General features: G+C 55.5%; 17 protein-coding genes, 1 pseudogene and 1 riboswitch. Of the genes and pseudogenes, 5 read left to right on the forward strand and 13 right to left on the reverse strand.

The genetic code is table 11. The features are described 5' to 3' along the window. Positions 1-430 precede the first annotated feature (430 nt). On the reverse strand, positions 431-676 hold the full coding sequence (locus U862_RS0122415; RefSeq protein ID WP_025112463.1) for a hypothetical protein: 246 nt from the start codon (positions 674-676) through the stop codon (positions 431-433). A 160-nt stretch (positions 677-836) separates the two neighbouring features. Between U862_RS0122415 and U862_RS0122420 the strand changes: the two genes are divergently transcribed. Then, on the forward strand, positions 837-1,103 hold the full coding sequence (locus tag U862_RS0122420; protein ID WP_025112464.1) for a hypothetical protein: 267 nt from the start codon (positions 837-839) through the stop codon (positions 1,101-1,103). Positions 1,104-1,793: 690 nt separating this feature from the next. Here the strand turns inward: U862_RS0122420 and U862_RS0122425 are convergent. From U862_RS0122425 to U862_RS0122470, 10 genes are all read right to left on the reverse strand, one after another. Beyond that, positions 1,794-2,327, reverse strand: a complete 534-nt coding sequence (locus U862_RS0122425; protein ID WP_025112465.1) for a hypothetical protein — start codon at positions 2,325-2,327, stop codon at positions 1,794-1,796. A 282-nt stretch (positions 2,328-2,609) separates the two neighbouring features. Further along, complete coding sequence (locus U862_RS0122430; RefSeq protein ID WP_029977783.1) at positions 2,610-4,367, reverse strand: sensor domain-containing diguanylate cyclase; 1,758 nt, start codon at positions 4,365-4,367, stop codon at positions 2,610-2,612. A gap of 480 nt (positions 4,368-4,847) precedes the next feature. Then, the gene (locus tag U862_RS0122435; protein WP_025112467.1) at positions 4,848-5,762 is read right to left on the reverse strand and encodes a LysR family transcriptional regulator; all 915 of its coding nucleotides are present in this window, start codon (positions 5,760-5,762) and stop codon (positions 4,848-4,850) included. 118 nt (positions 5,763-5,880) lie between these two features. After that, complete coding sequence (locus tag U862_RS0122440; protein WP_025112468.1) at positions 5,881-6,390, reverse strand: flavin reductase family protein; 510 nt, start codon at positions 6,388-6,390, stop codon at positions 5,881-5,883. A gap of 119 nt (positions 6,391-6,509) precedes the next feature. Then, positions 6,510-7,538 carry a methionine synthase gene (locus U862_RS0122445; protein WP_025112469.1) on the reverse strand — a complete coding sequence of 343 codons (1,029 nt, stop codon included), beginning with the start codon at positions 7,536-7,538 and terminating at the stop codon, positions 6,510-6,512. Positions 7,539-7,564: 26 nt separating this feature from the next. Further along, positions 7,565-8,548 (reverse strand): DUF1852 domain-containing protein, encoded by a 984-nt coding sequence (locus tag U862_RS0122450; protein WP_025112470.1) that lies wholly within the window; start codon positions 8,546-8,548, stop codon positions 7,565-7,567. A 196-nt stretch (positions 8,549-8,744) separates the two neighbouring features. Then, on the reverse strand, positions 8,745-10,202 hold the full coding sequence (locus tag U862_RS0122455; RefSeq protein WP_025112471.1) for a methylenetetrahydrofolate reductase C-terminal domain-containing protein: 1,458 nt from the start codon (positions 10,200-10,202) through the stop codon (positions 8,745-8,747). A gap of 225 nt (positions 10,203-10,427) precedes the next feature. Further along, positions 10,428-11,129 (reverse strand): epoxyqueuosine reductase QueH, encoded by a 702-nt coding sequence (locus U862_RS0122460; protein WP_025112472.1) that lies wholly within the window; start codon positions 11,127-11,129, stop codon positions 10,428-10,430. 353 nt (positions 11,130-11,482) lie between these two features. Then, positions 11,483-12,241 (reverse strand): CbtA family protein, encoded by a 759-nt coding sequence (locus tag U862_RS0122465; protein WP_049828036.1) that lies wholly within the window; start codon positions 12,239-12,241, stop codon positions 11,483-11,485. Between the two features lie 14 nt (positions 12,242-12,255). Next, positions 12,256-12,471, reverse strand: a complete 216-nt coding sequence (locus U862_RS0122470; protein WP_025112474.1) for a CbtB domain-containing protein — start codon at positions 12,469-12,471, stop codon at positions 12,256-12,258. A 35-nt stretch (positions 12,472-12,506) separates the two neighbouring features. Next, a riboswitch (cobalamin riboswitch) is annotated at positions 12,507-12,629 on the reverse strand. 401 nt (positions 12,630-13,030) lie between these two features. Between U862_RS0122470 and U862_RS31220 the strand changes: the two genes are divergently transcribed. From U862_RS31220 to U862_RS0122485, 3 genes are read left to right on the forward strand one after another with little or no spacing between them, the layout of a single operon-like run. Then, positions 13,031-13,228 (forward strand): hypothetical protein, encoded by a 198-nt coding sequence (locus U862_RS31220; protein WP_256214726.1) that lies wholly within the window; start codon positions 13,031-13,033, stop codon positions 13,226-13,228. A gap of 2 nt (positions 13,229-13,230) precedes the next feature. Further along, positions 13,231-13,470 (forward strand): hypothetical protein, encoded by a 240-nt coding sequence (locus U862_RS0122480; RefSeq protein ID WP_025112476.1) that lies wholly within the window; start codon positions 13,231-13,233, stop codon positions 13,468-13,470. Beyond that, positions 13,467-13,715: a hypothetical protein gene (locus U862_RS0122485; protein ID WP_025112477.1), complete on the forward strand. Its 249-nt coding sequence runs from the start codon at positions 13,467-13,469 to the stop codon at positions 13,713-13,715. The genes U862_RS0122480 and U862_RS0122485 overlap by 4 nt, the downstream gene beginning before the upstream one ends. A gap of 293 nt (positions 13,716-14,008) precedes the next feature. On the opposite strand, the gene dksA is transcribed toward U862_RS0122485, so the two are convergent. Together dksA and U862_RS0122495 are read right to left on the reverse strand one after the other, a co-directional pair. Further along, positions 14,009-14,413, reverse strand: coding sequence for an RNA polymerase-binding protein DksA (dksA, locus tag U862_RS0122490; protein WP_025112478.1), 405 nt, complete (start codon positions 14,411-14,413; stop codon positions 14,009-14,011). Positions 14,414-14,711: 298 nt separating this feature from the next. Continuing rightward, positions 14,712-14,972, reverse strand: a complete 261-nt coding sequence (locus U862_RS0122495; RefSeq protein ID WP_025112479.1) for a type B 50S ribosomal protein L31 — start codon at positions 14,970-14,972, stop codon at positions 14,712-14,714. 310 nt (positions 14,973-15,282) lie between these two features. Here U862_RS0122495 and U862_RS0122500 point away from each other — a divergent pair. Beyond that, positions 15,283-17,409 (forward strand): annotated as a pseudogene (locus U862_RS0122500) (TonB-dependent siderophore receptor). Position 17,410: the final 1 nt, after the last annotated feature.

Consider the following 17,410-nt stretch of genomic DNA (forward strand, 5'->3'; position numbering starts at 1 on the left):
ACATTTTGCCGCTGTAATCACCGTTGCCACTGGACGTGACTGTCAGCAGCCCCAGCCATTGAGCATGTGCTTGTTGGCATTCTCGGCAACAACCGCCTGTACCACCGTTGTCGTTTCAATTATTCGCATCGGTATTGCTTCCTTGGAACTGATGCGGAGAAAGCCGCCTTGACGCGGGTTCTTTCCCACTCGTTTTATCTGTCATCAAAGAGCGAAAGTGGCAATTTCGGGTACATAGATTTCAGACCCACTAGCGTTTGTGGGTCGTTCCAGCACCTTGTTGAGTATTCAACCCAGGACAACTCGGTTGGTCAGGATTGTCCTCACAGCTCTCCTGATAGCTGAAGTACTGACAACTCGATAAAAACAGTGCAAATGCAATTGCAAAAATGAGCTTCATGCTCCCCCCAATTTCGGCGCTGTGTAGTGGTCAGCCATGCTTCAAATGCTCAAGAGCTTTGTTGGCCAGCGTCATGCAGGCTTTGTATTCTCCGGAGGCGTGTGCATCTATGGCCTTCCGATACTCGTCGTGTACTCTGGCAGTGAAATCCTGCTCGCCTGTTGACCTCAATGCTTCTAGAGCTGCATCACATTCATCATGATCATCCCTGCCGAAAACCAGTCCTAAGCATAAGACCAGCACGACCCCGGCAATAACGACCGCAAAAGTTTGCATACCTGGCCCCATGAAATGGTGAACTTGAGACTAGCCCACGACACGGACTAATCAAGAAACGTATCCGTAGTCTACTGCGTTGGCGCCATGCTCTGTTTATGACTAACGTATGACAGGTGCCTGTCCATGAAGGACTCGCGGATTAAACAGGAGCCACATCATGCGCAACGTTGAAGCATTGGTCATTTCGCTAGTCTTGGCATTCGGCCTCGGCCATGTGGGTTTAGCTACCGCTGAGGGCGATATCGCCACAGATGTTCGCGACGCGAACCGTGATCTTGATAAAGGTGTGGATCATGATGCAAAAGAGCTGGACAAAGGTGCTAAGCATGACGGGAAAGAGATTGACAAAGGCGCCAAGCACCTCAACAAAGAGCGTCACAAGGAAGGTCACGATCTGAGTAAGGACATCAAGAAAGACCTCTGACAAACCAGTATCGAGCGGATTTGATACCTCACGCTGAAAAAAGGGATCATCTTTTTGATGATCCCTGGCGATCTCCCAATGGTGAAACACTCGCAGTCGTTGCCCAACGTGATAACTTGACTCCATAGCGAGGGCAAACCATGGAAGAATTTTTTGTAGTACAAAAGCGTCCCACCACTTGTGGTAGCCACGACGAATTCTATTTTCGTATCGTAGATACGCGGACTGGCGAGCAGCTAATGAACAGCTTTCGAGACCACAATCGGGCAGAAGTGCAGTGCCAACGCCTTAACGAACTGATCGCTCTCCAATCAGAGCCCCCGCTCCAAAAGCAGTCAACTAAGTCGAGCAGTTGAAATAGATCGTTTAAATCAAAACATGAGCTAAAGTAGAGATGCTCACCTCTCCAGTCATTTCCCCTTCAACTCGTCCCTGATCGGCTAGAGAGGCGAGCGCCGTCCAGCAATATGCCTACAAGCTCTAGTCCTTGATCGTTTCCTCTAGCCACAAATAGCATGGGGCAACGGACAATTTCCGACTGTGCGGAATAATATGGCCGATCTATTGCCTCGACCGGTCGAGCCGTAGCCGAAAACAGCCATTCTTTTGCCATTATCCATGTTTTTCGGGATTGACCGTTACTGTCCGCTATTGGCCGATTTCTGCCTGTCGTGAAGGACTGCACCCGACTCATAGCTGTGATTGAACTGAGGTAACGAAGCGGGTTTCAAGGCCTGCATTTACTGGCGGTAGCGCATTAATCAATACTACGGCATCGTCGCCCTGGTTAAGGTAGATCAATGAGTCACCGGTCTCGCACGTAACTCTGAATCCGGCGAGCCAAGGCTCTTGCCCGTTGAAAGAGTCAAGAATTCCCTCAACTGCGCAAATTTTTGTGTTCTCGACGTGGGTTGCTGATAGAGCTGCAAGCAGGTTTTCCCTTTTCCAGGAGCATGTCACGTTCGGCTCTATCTCGAAGGAAATCGGCGTATCAGAAGGCAACAAGTCCGCGCCTACTCTTGCGCCATCACTCAAGAGATACATGGATAGAAGTTCTCGCTCGCCAAAATGCCACTCTAGAGAACCTATGTCTCCCAGTTCCTTCTCGTCGTTGAAATAGTACTGGTCGTGCAGCAGCGCACCCAGCCGCTTTCCCAAAAGCGAACGTGCGTTTTGCAGGTCCAGGACAGCTCTTGCAGGGGATGGGGAGTGTCGGCTAGACATCGGGCAGCTCTATACAGGTCGAAAGAGAAGCAGATACTACACAAGCACCGTTACGTCCGCTTCTGGCCGTTTTCTACCCTCCACGACCGGCACAGATTGGCCAGAAGCAGACGTGCACAAGTGACGGCTAACGGCCAAAAGCAGACGATCGCTGGAACGCTACAGACCAGATGCTTTTCCAATCATGCTGAAATTATGAGCATCGTCGCTGTGCAGGTGGCGGTGGAGGCTCGATGCGTCTTAGCATGTCGCTGCTTTGAGGTCTGAATCCCTCCCGACCTTTCAATAACATTCGATGCGGTTGCGCCCGGCACGCTTTGCGCAATAGAGCGCCTTATCGCTGCGCGACAGGCTGGCCTCGGCGCTGACATCGGCTGAATGGAGGGCGGCGATACCTACGCTGACCGCCAGTGTCAGACGTTCGTCTCCGTGGTCTAGTGGCGCACTGGCCAGCGCATCCTGGACTCGTTGGGCGAAGATTTTGGCCTCGTCGACGGAAGCATTGCTCAACACCACTGCGAACTCTTCGCCGCCCATGCGACCGGCGGCATCGGTTCTGCGCAGCTGTGTGCAGAGGATGGCCGAGAAGTGCTGAAGCGCGAGATCACCTACCGAATGGCCCCAGCGATCATTAATGGCTTTGAAGTGGTCAAGGTCGAACATCAGGATTACCGCGGGATAGCCGGCAGAGCGCTGCACCCGCGCCAACTCGCTTTCGAGGTGCTGCAAAAAATGGCGACGATTGGAGAGTTGCGTCAAGGAATCCGTGCTGGCGAGCACCTGCAGTTCTGCTTCGATTAGCTTGCGCTCGGTGATATCGGTGATGATGCCGTGCCAGAGAACACTCCCGTCCGCCAGTGCCCTGGGACGCGCAGCACCATGACGCCAATCGGCGCCCACACCGGGCAGCAGTACCCGGTATTCTAGGCTCCAGGGGTTGAGATCCGTCGCAGACGCTTCCAGGGAGCCGAGGTAGGCAGCCAGATCGTCCGGATGGATGATCATGTGCAGCATGTCGGCATGTTGCATCAGTTGCTCCGGCGTCACTCCATAAATGTCGCGGGCCCCGATACTGACGAAGGAAAAGCTGTACTGTCCATGCAACTGCCGCAGACTCTGGAAAACCATGCCAGGGATTTCGTTGGTCAGGTCGGTCAGCAGAGCGGCGTTCAGCTGTATCTGTTCCGACAGGGCGTATATTGAAGTGACGTCAGTGGTGGTTCCGACCATGCGCGAGGGTTTGCCGGCACCGTCAAATTCGACCACTTTGCCGCGACTGCAGACCCACTTGTAACTGCCGTCCCGGCAACGTAGTCGGTGCTCGACTTCGAAAACCTCGGTGCGCCCGTCGATGGCCTCCTGGTAGACGGCCAGCACGTATGCGAAGTCGGCAGGATGGATGCGGGTGTAGGCCTCGGCAGCGTCGCTGCCGATCTCGTTGTTGGTGTAGCCCAGCAAGGCCTTCCAACTATCGGAATAGTTGACTATGCCGGTGAGCATGTTTCGGTCCCAAACACCGGTGCCGCTAGTGGCGATGGCCAGCGCCTTACGTCGCTCGCTTTCGCTCGGAAGCTCAAACTCCGCTCGGTCCGAATCCTTCAGCAGCAGCGCCCCAACTGCCAATTGAGCGAACTCCTGCAACCCTTTTTGTTGCTCGGAATCGAGCTCGCGGGGTTGGTCGTGAAGCAGACAGAGAAGGCCGAGCTGCCCTCCACCTGGCGCCTGCAGGGGGCAGGCGGCGAGAAAGCGAAGCGAGGGAAACGTTTTTGTCAGTTGGTGATTGCGCAGATTCTCGTCGCGGCTGATATCGGGTACAAGCAGAAGTGTATGGGCATTGGCATCGGAGGGAAGAGGCATGTGAAGGTCTGGCAGTGTGTCGCGCACAATCGGGCCGGCGCCAGCGCAAAAGCGCTGTAGATCCTGGGCCCCGGTTGTCAACAGGACGGCCACGACACCGAACTGCCGCCTGACCATATGGAGCAGGCCGTCGAAGCGCTCGTCTCGGGAATCTCCTGACGACTTGGATCTGCTGGACAACATTCGGATTTCTCCACTCCGGGGTGCGAGTTGTGCCTCCTGGCGATTATCGGCTTGGGGTTGGAAAACTTAACAATAATAGCTTTCTGCCGTCATAATTTCGTTAAACCGTGACGAATTGGCTGGCAGCCCCTGCCGTTGTCTCAGTGGAACCGAAGAGGGACGGACTCGAGTTCCTATATTCGCTGGCGATGGCCAACCCTCATCCGGTGAATAAATAGCTCTAATTTACCTACCCCCGTAAACCCGAGTCGGGTCATAACGAGCCATCAGCTGGTTACTGACTTATGTTTACGATTTGACTTGCTGCTACTTGAGGTAAGGGGCCGAGTCGATTACGAGGGGCATCTAATGGCCGAATGCGGTTTGCCAAAAAGGGCAGCAACCGGCCACAAGCGGCCATTCACGAAGGGCCAGAATCGTTCAGTCGGAGCTACAGCAATTGCTTCGGTTGGTAAGTCGTCCTTGTTGGACGAGGAGTTCTTACACAGCATTGACACCCTCTAAAGTTGCAAAGGAAATGTCTTTTGCTGTGAGAAGGAAATCACTCAAGTAGGGCACTTCAAGCATGTCGCTGCGCACAGCCGCGAATAGTTGGGCCTGCAAACCTTTCTCCCCAAGACGCTTGGCGATAACGTAGCCACGTGAGGTGTATTCATGCACGGCCCAGTTCGGCAAGCAGCATACGCCGCGACCGCTGGCCACCAGTTGCATCATCATGATCGTCATCTCGCAGGTACGCACCTGGGCGGGTTCGATGTCGGCCGGATCAAGAAAGCGAGTGAAGATATCCAGACGGTTTCGCTCGATGGGGTAAGTGATGAGGGTCTGGTCGGCGATGTCAGTGGGCTCAAGATACGGTTTATCGCGCAGGGCATGATGCTTGTCGATGGCCAGCAGGGCCTCGTAACCGAAAAGCGGCACATAGGTAATCCCTGGCAAGCTCACAGGATCGGAAGTCACCACCAGGTCTAGATCTCCCCGCTCCAGAGCCGGCAACGGCGCGAACGACAGCCCGGATGCCAGGTCGAGTTCAACCTCTGGCCAGGTGCTACGGAACTCGTCCACCGAAGGCATCAGCCATTGGTAACAACTGTGACATTCAATCGCGATGTACAGCCGCCCAGCGGTGCCACCCGCCAGCCTCCCCAGTTCGCGTTCCGTCGTGCGAATGAGCGGCAGGACTTCATCCGCCAGCCGTAACAGCTTGAGCCCCGCGCTGGTGAAGCGCACCGGCTTGGTCTTTCGCGCGAACAACGGCATGCCCAGGCGTTCTTCCAGCTCACGGAACTGATGCGACAGAGCCGACTGCGACAGGTGCAGACGTTCGGCTGCTTCGTGCAGGCTATCCGTTTCCCGCAGCGCATCAAGGGTGCGCAGGTGTCTCAAATCGATCATGAGCAGAACTACATGGGTGTGCAGAAAATGGGCGTGATCGCCACCGCTCCACCACTTGGTGGATTGACAAAAACTCGGTCAGTGATCAACGGTTAATCGAGGTGATGGGGTCAAGCAGTCAGGTCACGCAATGCGTGGCAAGATCGCGATACTGCCCTTTGAAATACAGTAGTGGCTGCGTAGCCGTCGCTTCCAGAAGGTTCAAAGCTTTCACTTCACCGATCACAATCAGGTGATCACCGGCGGCATGCTCGGCGTGTATTTCGCAATCAAGCCAGTGCAGGTTGCCGCCAATGATTGGATTACCCAGCGGTGAAAGCTGCCATTCAACCCCGCTCCACTTGTCCGCCCCTCGCCGGGCGAACTGATTGGAAATCCTGACCTGTTCACCGGAGAGGATATTCACGGCGAATCGGCCGGCCTGGCGAATTTTGGGATAGCTGGCCGAACTGGACATGACGCTGAACGACACCAGCGGCGGGTTCATCGACACGCTATAGAACGACTGGCAGGTAAAGCCGATCGGCTCGTCGTCCGTGTGCGATGTAATCACCGTAATGCCAGAAGCAAAGTGCCCAAGCGCTTCGCGGAAAATCGACGGGTCGATAGCAATACTGGGGAAAGACATGGTTGCTCCTGGAAATGAGGCACCGCCCGCAAGTGCCAAGGAAGGCCTGAACCCGCCTGAACCCCGTGTCAGGTCTCGGCTTGCCGGGCCTTCGCTCGCCACTTTCGATGGACTGCGAATTAGTTCGAGAGCTCTCTTCGGACTATGTCGGCACCCGCGCTCAGCGCCTTGAGTTTGCCGCGTGCAATTGAACGTGGCAGAGGAGCCATGCCGCAGTTGGTGCACGGGTAAAGCTTGTCGGCATCCACAAATTGCAGCGCCTTGCGCAAGGTATTGGCCACTTCCTCGGGGGTTTCGATGGCATGGTTGGCCACGTCTATGGCTCCGACCATCACTTTCTTGCCTCGGATGAGTTCGATCAGATCCATCGGCACATGGGAGTTGTGGCACTCCAGCGAAACGATATCGATGCTGGACTTTTGCAGCTTGGGGAAGGCCTCTTCATATTGCCGCCACTCAGAGCCCAGCGTCTTTTTCCAGTCGGTGTTGGCCTTGATGCCGTAACCGTAGCAAATGTGCACGGCGGTCTCGCACTTGAGGCCTTCGATGGCCCGCTCCAGAGTGGCGACACCCCACTCGTTCACCTCGTCGAAGAAGACGTTGAAGGCAGGTTCATCGAACTGGATGATATCGACACCGGCCGCTTCGAGTTCCCGGGCTTCGTCGTTAAGAATCTTGGCGAATTCCCAGGCCAGTTTTTCACGACTCTTGTAATGAGCGTCGTACAACGTGTCGATCATGGTCATGGGGCCTGGCAGCGCCCATTTGATCGGTTGTGAGGTTTGCTGACGCAAGAACCGGGCGTCTTCGACGAATACCGGCTTCTGGCGAGTGACCGCCCCCACCACCGTCGGCACGCTCGCATCGTAGCGATCACGGATTCTGACCGTCTCACGTTTCTCGAAATCCACACCGTCCAGATGTTCGATAAACGTCGTGACAAAGTGCTGACGGGTCTGTTCGCCATCGCTGACGATGTCGATACCAGCATGTTGCTGTTCTTGCAGAGACAAGCGCAGTGCATCTTGCTTGCCTTCGATCAACTCCTCTTCTTGCAGTTTCCAGGGCGACCAAAGTGTCTCGGGCTGTGCGAGCCAGGAAGGTTTAGGCAAGCTGCCGGCAGTTGAAGTGGGTAGCAGTTTTTTCACAATAAAGACCTTGTACTTTGGATTAATTAAAGAGCGTAGCTGGCAGACCATTGCTCAAGAACAGCACGGTGTGGCTTGATGAACTGTTCTTCAGCAAACTGCCCTTGCTCGACAGCCAGTCGGCTACGTTCTTCTCGATCGTAGACAATACGAGTCAATGAATAATCCTGGTGTTGCAAACTTGGCCTGTAGGATTTTCCGGCCGCAGAGTTGGCATTATAAATTTCAGGCCGGTAAATCTTCTGAAAAGTGTCCATCGTGCTTATGGTACTAATCAGCTCAAGGTTGGTGTAATCGCCAAGCAAGTCACCAGAGAAATAAAAAGCCAGTGGTGCAACACTGTTTTGAGGCATGAAGTATCGAACCTTCAAGCCCATCTTCTTGAAATATTCATCCGTCAGCGAGTATTCATCTTGCTTGTATTCGACACCCAGCACTGGATGCTGGTTTTCAGTCCGCAGGTAGGTACGGCTGCTGGAAACACTGAGGCAGATGACCGGTGCCTTCTTGAAATGCTCTTTGTAAGCGACTGAACTCACAAATGATTTGAACAGTTTTCCATGCAAATCGCCGAAATTGTCTGGGACACTGAAGGTCGGCTGATCCTTGTTATGACCCAGCAACAGCACGCTGAAATCGTAATCGCGCACGTACGAGGAAAAGTTATTGCCGACGATGCCATCACTGCGTTCGTCGGTTTTGCGATCAATAACCGTGGTTTTCAAAATTTCAATCAATGGAAGCGCATGACTGCTGCGCTCGGCATCGATATTCATTTCAACGGAAATAATCTCGAGCCCGACCGTGTAACGGTCGCCTTTGGGATTATCCCAATGCGCCAGAGCATTGAACCGATTGTCAATCATTTTCAAGGTATTGCGCAGATTCTCTTGCCGACTATTGCCTCGGGCCAGATTGGCAAAGTTGGTTGTGATGCGCGTATTTTCCGAGGGCTGATAATCCTCATCAAAACAAATGCTCTTGATGGCAAATGTAAATTCATTGTTCATATCGGCCTGACACCCTGTCTTGTAATGGTTCGAGCGCAGCTGGAAACTTCTGACATCCAGAAGTCCAAGCTGCGCTTTCTAATTGAGAGCAATTTTAAAGGGCGTACCTGAGTGGCGGCTAATGAATTGAATTCAAAAAAACTTTAGCTATGTTCATGCTGTGTAACTTCCGTATGAAGAAATGTCATCTCACGGATCAGCCTGGTTTCGATGTCGACTCTTTCGGTTCGAACCATTGAGGCCATGAGCTGCAGTGCCTGTTGCTGGCATCGATACAAGGGATCAATGTCTGCTCCAGGACAGGTAATCGATTGACAGATTTGGCAATCCGGTATTTGACGCTGTGCACGCACTCGCGATCCGCGAATTCGCAACGATTGAGCCGGGTACCGCCACAGGGGCCGTTCGCCAGTCCTTTAGGGCATGTCTCGGGACAAACATACAAGGTGTCTTGCAAGCGGCAGCTGCCGCAAGTGTCACAGCCAACCAGCGGGCGCTTCACCGCTCGCTCGGCAATCTGTAGCGCATTCGCAGCCACACCGGTTTTCCATATTTGCCGAGTCACGCTCCAACCAAAGGCTTTGCTGAGCCATCCAGCCCGGCTGAAGAGCTTGTCATGTACCGACGAAAGCAACGTATATCGCAGACGCTCCCGGCGCGTGGCAGTGACGTCGGATTGCCCGAATTGCCAGGCAGCGCTTTCAGGGGCAAAACATACCCCGGAAGCTCGTGGCATTTTCCAGCTTACATGCCATTGCTCAAACCAATCGCTCAGTGAATTGATGTTACTGCGCCGCTCAGTAATTGCCTGTTCCAACGACAGCAACTCGTCCAGCGTATGCAAACCGGATAGATGAATACCGGCATAACCCATCAGTTGCAGACCGACAATTTGCAGAGCCAACCGTTGGAGACTTCGTGCGCCGCCGTAGTCCGAGGATATCTGCTGCTCGCTTTTCAACAGTTCGCACATGGATCCAGTGACGACGATACCGGGCACGTTCTTCAGTAAAGCCGCGCGCTTTGCGGTTAGCTCCATCACACAAGCCAGCATGGGCTTCAAACCTGGCCGAGCGCGCATCCAGGCTTGAGCCTCCACATGCTTTGCGGCGTCGAAGCCCAGCTGGAGGGTCAGAAAATCAGCACCGGCCGTCAGCTTTTTCTGTGCCTTCAGATACTGTGCGCCACCCTCTTCCTCACGGTATTTGAACGGGTTCAACGCAGCGCCCAGTAGCCAGTGCGGGCAGTGTTCACGGACAATCTGCAGCGCCGGTACAGACTCCAGATAGCGCACCGGCGCCTGCCCCGGTTGATGGCTTGGCAAACGATCACCGCTGAGAATCAACAATTGCTCCTGACCTCGGGCCTTCATCAACGCCAATTGCTGCAGTAGGTCTGCCCGCTCGCGATCCTTGCCAGAAAAATGCAGCAAGGAAGCGGCCGGACTTCCCAATGCCGCCGCACCTTCCAAAGGGCTCAAGTCTGAGTGCAGGCCGACACGGTCAGCGAAGGCTGGCACCAGTTGCCAGCCTGCCAAGTGCCCGCGTTGAACGATTTGCCCTAATGCGGCCAGGCGCGTAGCCGACTGTTGAGGAACAACCTCTAGCACGCAGACGAAGCGGCCTTCGTTCAGCGCCTGTTTCAATGTAGTCAAGACAGCTCGATACCTTATTAGTCAGCGAGGAGACGCACCGCCCGAACGTTGTTTGAGCTGACGGTATACATCCAGGCGCATCAACGTGTCTGTGCGGGGTTCATACACATAGGTATGACCCTCAATGGTCACGCGACCATAACGTCGGGCGATGCTGTAACGGGTACTTTTGACCTGCTGAATGATCTCGGGAGGGAGCGCGGGCGGCAAATCTATCTCGACGGCTCAGACGTTTGTTGCAGGTATGACTGAAGCTGAAGCGGGATTTTGTTCGTACTCCTCATCGCCGTAGTACTTGACTCCCATCCGGATAATGTCCCGTCCTTGAGCCTTGCGGTGATGGTTGGTGTCTCGCAGCGAGTAGATGCAGCCACAGTACTCCTGCTGATAAAAGCGCTCGCGCTTGCTGATCTCGACCATGCGCGCAGCCCCACCGCCCTTGCGCCAGTTGTAGTCCCAATAACTGATACCAGGGTACTTGTCCGCAGAGCGATGACCGCAACCGTTGATTTGCTGCATGTCCTTCCAGCGCGAGATGCCCAGCGAACTGCTGATGACTGAGAAACCATGCTCATAGGCGTACAAGGCGGTACGTTCGAAACGCATATCGAAGCACATCGTGCAACGTTCGCCACGCTCGGGTGCGTCCTCCATGCCTTTGGCGCGGGCGAACCAATTGTCGGTATCATAGTCGGCGTCGACGAACGGCACGTTGTGCTGTTCGGCGAAGCGGATGTTCTCTTCCTTGCGCAGCAGGTACTCGCGCTGGGGATGAATGTTGGGATTGTAAAAGAAGATGGTGTAATCGATCCCGGATGCCGTGATGGCTTCCATTACCTCACCGGAACACGGTGCACAGCAGGAGTGCAGCAGCAGGCGATCAGCACCGCCCGGCAAGGTGAGTTTTGGTCGATCGATGACGCTCATGTCCACTCCTTTCAAAAGCAAAACGGGACGCTAGGCGTCCCGCTTCTACATCCTGAATCAAAGATTTTTCCGCCTGTTCCGAGTGCCTCGGACGCTCGACGTTCTCGTCGTTGTTCGGCTACGGAAAATGCAAAGAAGATTGTCAGGCTCGAGGCGACCTGAGGCAAACGCATTTTTTTGCACGCGACTTTAGTTTTGCTCATGATCAACTTGTCTCGCCTACCCCCGCTCTTTCTGTATGGAGCACACCAACTGCATGACACCGCAAAGGATCAGGGCAATGTTGCGTAAAAAAAAACGCCCGATGTTTTGAACATCGGGCGTTAGCTTCTCGGAGGCCAGCTATCAAATGATCAGGACTGCAGCTGTGCATTGTGTCGAACACCCGGAGTCGTTAGCTGACGTTCGGCCAGCCAGCCGAACGTGACGCCGAGCACCGACCACAACACCACGTGAATACCCAGAGAGGCTATGCGAAAGTTCCACAGCAATGAGGCGGAAAATTCTTTGGGCACTTCATTGATAGTCGGGAACAGTGCGCTGGCCACGGCCATGATCAAAACGTAGAGGACGATGGCGATCATGGATGCAGACCAGATGCCTTGGGATGCAAGCAGTTTGCGAAACAGGTTCACCGACACGACGAGCGCAGCAATGGACACCACCAGCATCAGGAAAAATAGCTTGGTCTGCTGACGGATGGTATCGGGATCACCCACCGATGGTGGATTTGCCGGGTACTTGAGGCCAGGAATGAGGATGACGCTGATGAACGCCAACAGGGCAAGAATCGCTGCCAGCCCGCGCGGGCCGACTTTCAGCCTTCCCATGCGTCCCATGGCGAATGCATACACCAGAGCAAAGATCCCTCCAATGGATACGCTGTAAATCACGATGCCCGTAAACAACCCCACGGTGCTTTGCACTTCGCGGCTGACCAATTCTTCCTCTTCTTCACCAACGTTCCCGTGATCATGTGCACGCGCCATGACCTCTTCAAAGGCGATGGCCTTATCAACAGAAGGCTCACCGAAAACCTTGGCAAAACCAAAAGCCAGGATGCCGGCCAGCAACCCCGCGATCATGCCGCGAAGCAATAGATTACCTGTCATGTCTATCTCCAGCGTCAGTGGCAAGGAAAGCCAAGCAGGTGGCGGCCGTCATGCACAAACTCATGCACATACATTCCGGAGATCAGCGAAGTAGCGCCCTGCTCCGCCCCGACGAAATAGATCGCAAGCAGCATCAACAGCCCCGCAAACAGGGCCCAGGGCAGAACTTCACTCAAAGGAAGGGTGGGAAGTGACAAATCACTTTCGGGTGTAGCAACGGAGGCGGACATAAGAAGTCTCCTGAGAATAACGCGTTCGGGCAGGATTGCGGGCTTGACGATATGGGGTCTGGCTTTCATGGATTGATTACAGTGGCGCGACCGCACCGGATTTACACCGGCTTTCCCAATTCGTAACAAAATGATACATCCTAATTGGAAGCACTGTTCATGAAGGTTTTTGTCATAGGTGGTAAACAGCACTAGGTCTTGTAGACATTTCCTAGTGACCGCTGTAGGTCGATTGAGGCCTCCGGCGATCGGTAGACAGAACGCCGTTTATGTTCAAAAGCCCTCCCACACCTGAGCCCGGTCACACATGAGCCCCGATGCGGGGGCCTTTTTGTGGGGCCGCGGAAACCACCCCCGCCAGGACTGGTCTACCATCACCTGACGGTTCGGTTATATGAGGGGCCGTTCACTCGCGAAAAGGAACGGCGCTAATGTCCTATACCTATGAAGGATTGGCGACCGTCGGTGTGCTAGCCCTGTACCAAGGGCAGCCAGCGAACAGCTGACCACTTACGAATTGAACGTCCGTATCTGCAAGGTCGACCCGAAACACGTTCGCGTGGAATTCGACCGCTACCTCCAAGACCCCAAAGAAGCCAATGCCCTGCAACTGATGTTGCCCGACGGCTTACTGCTGCGAAGTCCGATCATCGACGGCAGCAATCCGCCCGGTGGCGGCTGGCTGTTGATCACGGTTGAGCCGTACGAATTGCCAATTGAACCGCCGCCAAATCTCAAAGGCTGGACATGGGGGTGAACATGACTGAAGCATTGGCGGCACTGGATCTGCCGCCGGCAGTGAAGATCCAGACTCTCAAACTCCTGGCCCGCATCAGCCAGGCCGCCGGCGCTGACGAGCTGTGGCGGGCCAGTGATCGCGCCGCAGGGTTTGTCCTGGGATTGGAGACGGTCGAAGTGCTGGACGCGACGAGCATCAAGGCGCTGTATGAAATCTTCGACGTTGCTACCACGGCGCGTCGGCAGGAGGATGCACAGTGATCGGTAACGGCATTCACGAAGAGATGTTGCGGGCCCCGGTCGAACAGCACGCGGGGCGCGAATGCCTAGTGGCCAAGGTCGATAGTGGTCTCACGTGGGGTTTGTCGATTCGCCTAAGCAGCAGCGGTGCCCGCTGGGTGCCGGTGCGCTCGCGCCGTCAGACGCTACGCACCTGGGCCGGCCTAACGGCAGTCGGACGCTTTGCCGACAGCGTGGGCCTGCGCGGATTCAGTGTGGAGTTGTGACCAGCGCTAGCTAGGCTATTGGCCGAAAACGCCGTTCCTGAGCGCCAGCTATCGGCCAATAGCGGACGTTTTATAGTGGCACCTTTCGGCCAATAGTCGCCTTTCTCAAAAGGCCGCTTTCGGTCCAGCGCACTCTCCCTTACGAAACCGAGTATCTGGACATCGTCTGACCACTTGGCAGTTCTCGTGACAATGCTTGGCCTGTTTGAGCGACAACAAGATATACATGGGCAAGCTCAAGAGATTATTAATGAAATACTTGCGCCATTGTTTCCATCCAACAACCGGCTACATCAATTGTCACGCATATGCCGCTCATGTCTTTCCTGGCGTTCCTTAGCTTCTACGCACAAGGTAGCAGTTGGCCTAAGCAACAAACGCTTGAGACCGATCGCTTCGCCGGTTTCCTGGCACCAACCATACTCGCCACGGGCTACACGCTCCAAAGCCTCGTCGATCTTGTCCAGCAGTTTCTTCTCCCGCTCCAGCAGCCTCAATTGCCACTGACGATGCTCCTCCGCGGTGCCGATGTCGGAGGGATCACTGCTGGGCTCGAAGTCGCGGATTACTTCGAACTCTTCAGCGATGCGTTGTTGAAGTTCCCTGCGTTGAGCATGCAGCAACTCACGGAAAAACGTTTGCTGCTCAGCATCCATATAAGCGTCTTCAGGTTGGGATAGCAGCTCTTGCTCGGTCATTGCAGATGTACTCACGTCAATGTAAAGAGGGATAGGCAGCCGCGTCGGGAACTGGAGGCCAGCGGCAAGCATTGGCAGCCCTCGACCAGCCGGCCTTTATGCCAGACCAGATGCCCGGAAACCAAGGTCGTGAAAACTCGGGGGGGCATACGGTGGTGCACGAACAGCGTCCACTGGTAGTGCGCAAGAACCGAATCGAGAAGCCACAGCCGATCCCGCCGCCTCTGAAGTGCAACATTGCGTACTGTCGCCTCCAGAGTGCGCTGAAGCGATACCTCCTTCCTGTCTAGTCAGCCGCTTACGATGGTTTGCCGCCAAATCCGGAAAAACGTTTGTTGAAGTTAGCTATGCGACCTTCGGTTGTGGCCTGACGTTGCTGGCCGGTATACACCGGGTGCGAGGCGCTCGACACGTCCAGTTGGACGTAGGGATAGGTCTTGCCATCGACATGCTGGTGAGTACGGTCGGTTTCGGCTGTCGAACCGATGAGGAAGAACACGTTGGCCGAAGTGTCGTGGAACAACACTGGACGGTAGTCAGGGTGGATGCCGGGTTTCATGAGAAGCTCCTTAAGTTACGGAATAACATTGCACACATAACGCGAATCATTTGCAAATAAGGCTGCGCGCCTCCCCGCTATCGTTACGTTATTACATAATATAACATGCACACGCACCGGATGAAATTTTCTTCATCAGGGTTCAGTTGTTACACCTGAAACATGACGGATCGCTGTCGTGACCCGCCTGCGCGTCAGGCGAGCTTCCGGTGTCAGCGTTAAACGCTCCAGGTTGTGTCGCCCACTTCAGGTGCGCACGCCAGTCAAATCAGGACAGACAAGCAAGTGCCCACTCAGGACAGGCTATAAAATGCAACGCTATATCGTGCAAAAATGGAAAGTTTACTCGAATCGTCGTACTCCCCTTCTGGCCGGCCTAACCCTGGGCTTGCTCGGCCAGCCTGTTTCTGCGGTCGAACCATTGATATTGAACGAAATTTCAATCTCCGATGCCTACCTCGAAGAACGCGCCGATGGGCCGGTGCAAGGCTATCGCGCCAACCGCTCGGCCACGGCGACCCGAACCGATACCGACATTCGCGACACGCCGCAGAGCATCGACGTGGTACCCGCGCAGGTAATCAAGGACCTCAACACCACCCGCATCGACCGCGCCCTGGACTTTGCCGGTGGGGTTTCGCGGCAGAACAACTTCGGCGGCCTGACCTTCCTTAACTACAGCGTTCGCGGCTTTACCACCGGCGAGCTGTATAAGAACGGTTTCGCCATCAACCGCGGTAGCTATAGCGCGCCCGATACATTCAACATCGAGCGCATCGAAGTGCTCAAAGGCCCTGCTGCCAGCCTCTACGGCCGTGGCGACCCTGGCGGACTGGTCAACATCGTCACCAAGCGCCCCCAGGCCGAAGCCTTCAGCAACTTCACCCTCAGCGCAGGCAGCTGGGACCGCTACCGCACTGCTCTGGACGCCAACTCGCCGCTGGACAGCGAAGGCAATCTGCTCGGTCGGATCAACCTGGCGGTCGAGGACAACGACAGCTTCCGTGATCATGTCGGCAGCGAACGCCGTATCGTCAGCCCCTCCCTGAGCTGGCAACTGTCTCCCGACACCCAGCTGATGATCGACACTGAATTTTCCCGCACCGAGTCGGTGTTCGACCGCGGCATTCCGGCGGTCAACGGCGAAATGGGCTCGATCAAGCGCTCGACCTTTCTTGGCGAGCCAAATGACGGCGAGATCCGCAACGACAACCAGTCACTCGACGTCGCCCTGGAACACGTGCTCAACGACAACTGGAAGCTGCGCCTGGCCAATCACTACACCCAAGGAACGCTCAAGGGCAACAGCTCCGAACCCCAGGCCCTTCTCGGTACCACCATCACGCGTTTCTATCGCGAACGCGACTTCGAATGGAACGACAACATCACCCAGGCCGAGCTGCACGGCCAAGTCGAACTGGGCGGCTGGCAGCATCAGACCCTGGTCGGGCTGGAGTACGAAAACTACCGCAACAGCCAGAAGTACCCACAAACTGCCACCTCCGCAGGATATGGGCTGGACATCTACAACCCGGTCTACGGCAAGCCGAAGCCAGCCATCACCCGGCCCAACGACTTTTTCGAGCACACCGAGAGCTATGCGCTCAACCTGCAAGACCAGATCACGTTCACCGAACGGCTTCGCGGGTTGCTGGGCGTGCGCCTGGAACGCGTCGAACAGATTTCGCAAAACCGCGCCACCGGCGTCAGCAACAGCCAGTAAAAGGACGTCGTCACACCGCGCATCGGGGTCTTGTATCAACTGACCCCGCAAGTGGGTGTGTTCGCCAACGCATCCACCTCGTTCAAACCCAACACCATCGGCACTCAAGGCCAAGTGTACAAACCTGAAAAGGGCCTGGGTTACGAGACCGGGTTCAAGCTCGACCTGCTCGACAGCCGCGTGGGGGCAACCATCGCCCTGTTCCACATCGACAAGGAGAACGTCATCACCAACGATGCCCTTGGCGAGAGCGTGGCGGCCGGCGAGGCGCGCAGCCAGGGCCTGGACCTGCAGTTCAGCGGCCAGCTAACCGACGCGCTGCGGGTGATCGGTGCCTATGCCTATATCGACGCCGAAGTCACCAAGGGCGACGCGGCCCTGCCGAAGGGCAGCGACCTGCTGGGCATCGCCCGCAACAGCGGCAGTCTGATGAGTGTGTATGAATTCCAGAACGGCGCCCTGCGCGGCTCGGACGTGGGCGCAGCGGTCAACTACGTCGGCGAACGCTCCGGCCAGGCTGGCAGCAACTTCACCCTGGACTCTTACAGCACTGTCGACCTGTTGGCGCACTACAAGGCCAGCGAACAGGTCACCGTCGGCCTGAACCTCAACAACCTGTTCGATCGCAAGTACTACGAACGCTCGTACAACAGTTCCTGGGTGCTGCCCGGGGAGCCACGCAACTTCAGTGTGAGCCTGACCCTGAATCTTTGAG

This window comes from Pseudomonas sp. H1h (assembly GCF_000633255.1).
GTDB lineage: Bacteria > Pseudomonadota > Gammaproteobacteria > Pseudomonadales > Pseudomonadaceae > Aquipseudomonas.

Bases quoted from the DNA above. Each gene is read 5' to 3' on its own strand.
- U862_RS0122440 (WP_025112468.1), bottom strand. From the start codon at position 6,390: ATGTCTTTCCCCAGTATTGCTATCGACCCGTCGATTTTCCGCGAAGCG.
- U862_RS0122415 (WP_025112463.1), bottom strand. From the start codon at position 676: ATGCAAACTTTTGCGGTCGTTATTGCCGGGGTCGTGCTGGTCTTATGC.
- U862_RS0122460 (WP_025112472.1), bottom strand. From the start codon at position 11,129: ATGAGCGTCATCGATCGACCAAAACTCACCTTGCCGGGCGGTGCTGAT.
- U862_RS0122465 (WP_049828036.1), bottom strand. From the start codon at position 12,241: ATGACAGGTAATCTATTGCTTCGCGGCATGATCGCGGGGTTGCTGGCC.
- U862_RS0122425 (WP_025112465.1), bottom strand. From the start codon at position 2,327: ATGTCTAGCCGACACTCCCCATCCCCTGCAAGAGCTGTCCTGGACCTG.
- U862_RS0122450 (WP_025112470.1), bottom strand. From the start codon at position 8,548: ATGAACAATGAATTTACATTTGCCATCAAGAGCATTTGTTTTGATGAG.
- U862_RS0122480 (WP_025112476.1), top strand. From the start codon at position 13,231: ATGACTGAAGCATTGGCGGCACTGGATCTGCCGCCGGCAGTGAAGATC.
- U862_RS0122495 (WP_025112479.1), bottom strand. From the start codon at position 14,972: ATGAAACCCGGCATCCACCCTGACTACCGTCCAGTGTTGTTCCACGAC.
- U862_RS0122435 (WP_025112467.1), bottom strand. From the start codon at position 5,762: ATGATCGATTTGAGACACCTGCGCACCCTTGATGCGCTGCGGGAAACG.
- U862_RS0122470 (WP_025112474.1), bottom strand. From the start codon at position 12,471: ATGTCCGCCTCCGTTGCTACACCCGAAAGTGATTTGTCACTTCCCACC.
- U862_RS0122430 (WP_029977783.1), bottom strand. From the start codon at position 4,367: ATGTTGTCCAGCAGATCCAAGTCGTCAGGAGATTCCCGAGACGAGCGC.
- dksA (WP_025112478.1), bottom strand. From the start codon at position 14,413: ATGACCGAGCAAGAGCTGCTATCCCAACCTGAAGACGCTTATATGGAT.
- U862_RS0122420 (WP_025112464.1), top strand. From the start codon at position 837: ATGCGCAACGTTGAAGCATTGGTCATTTCGCTAGTCTTGGCATTCGGC.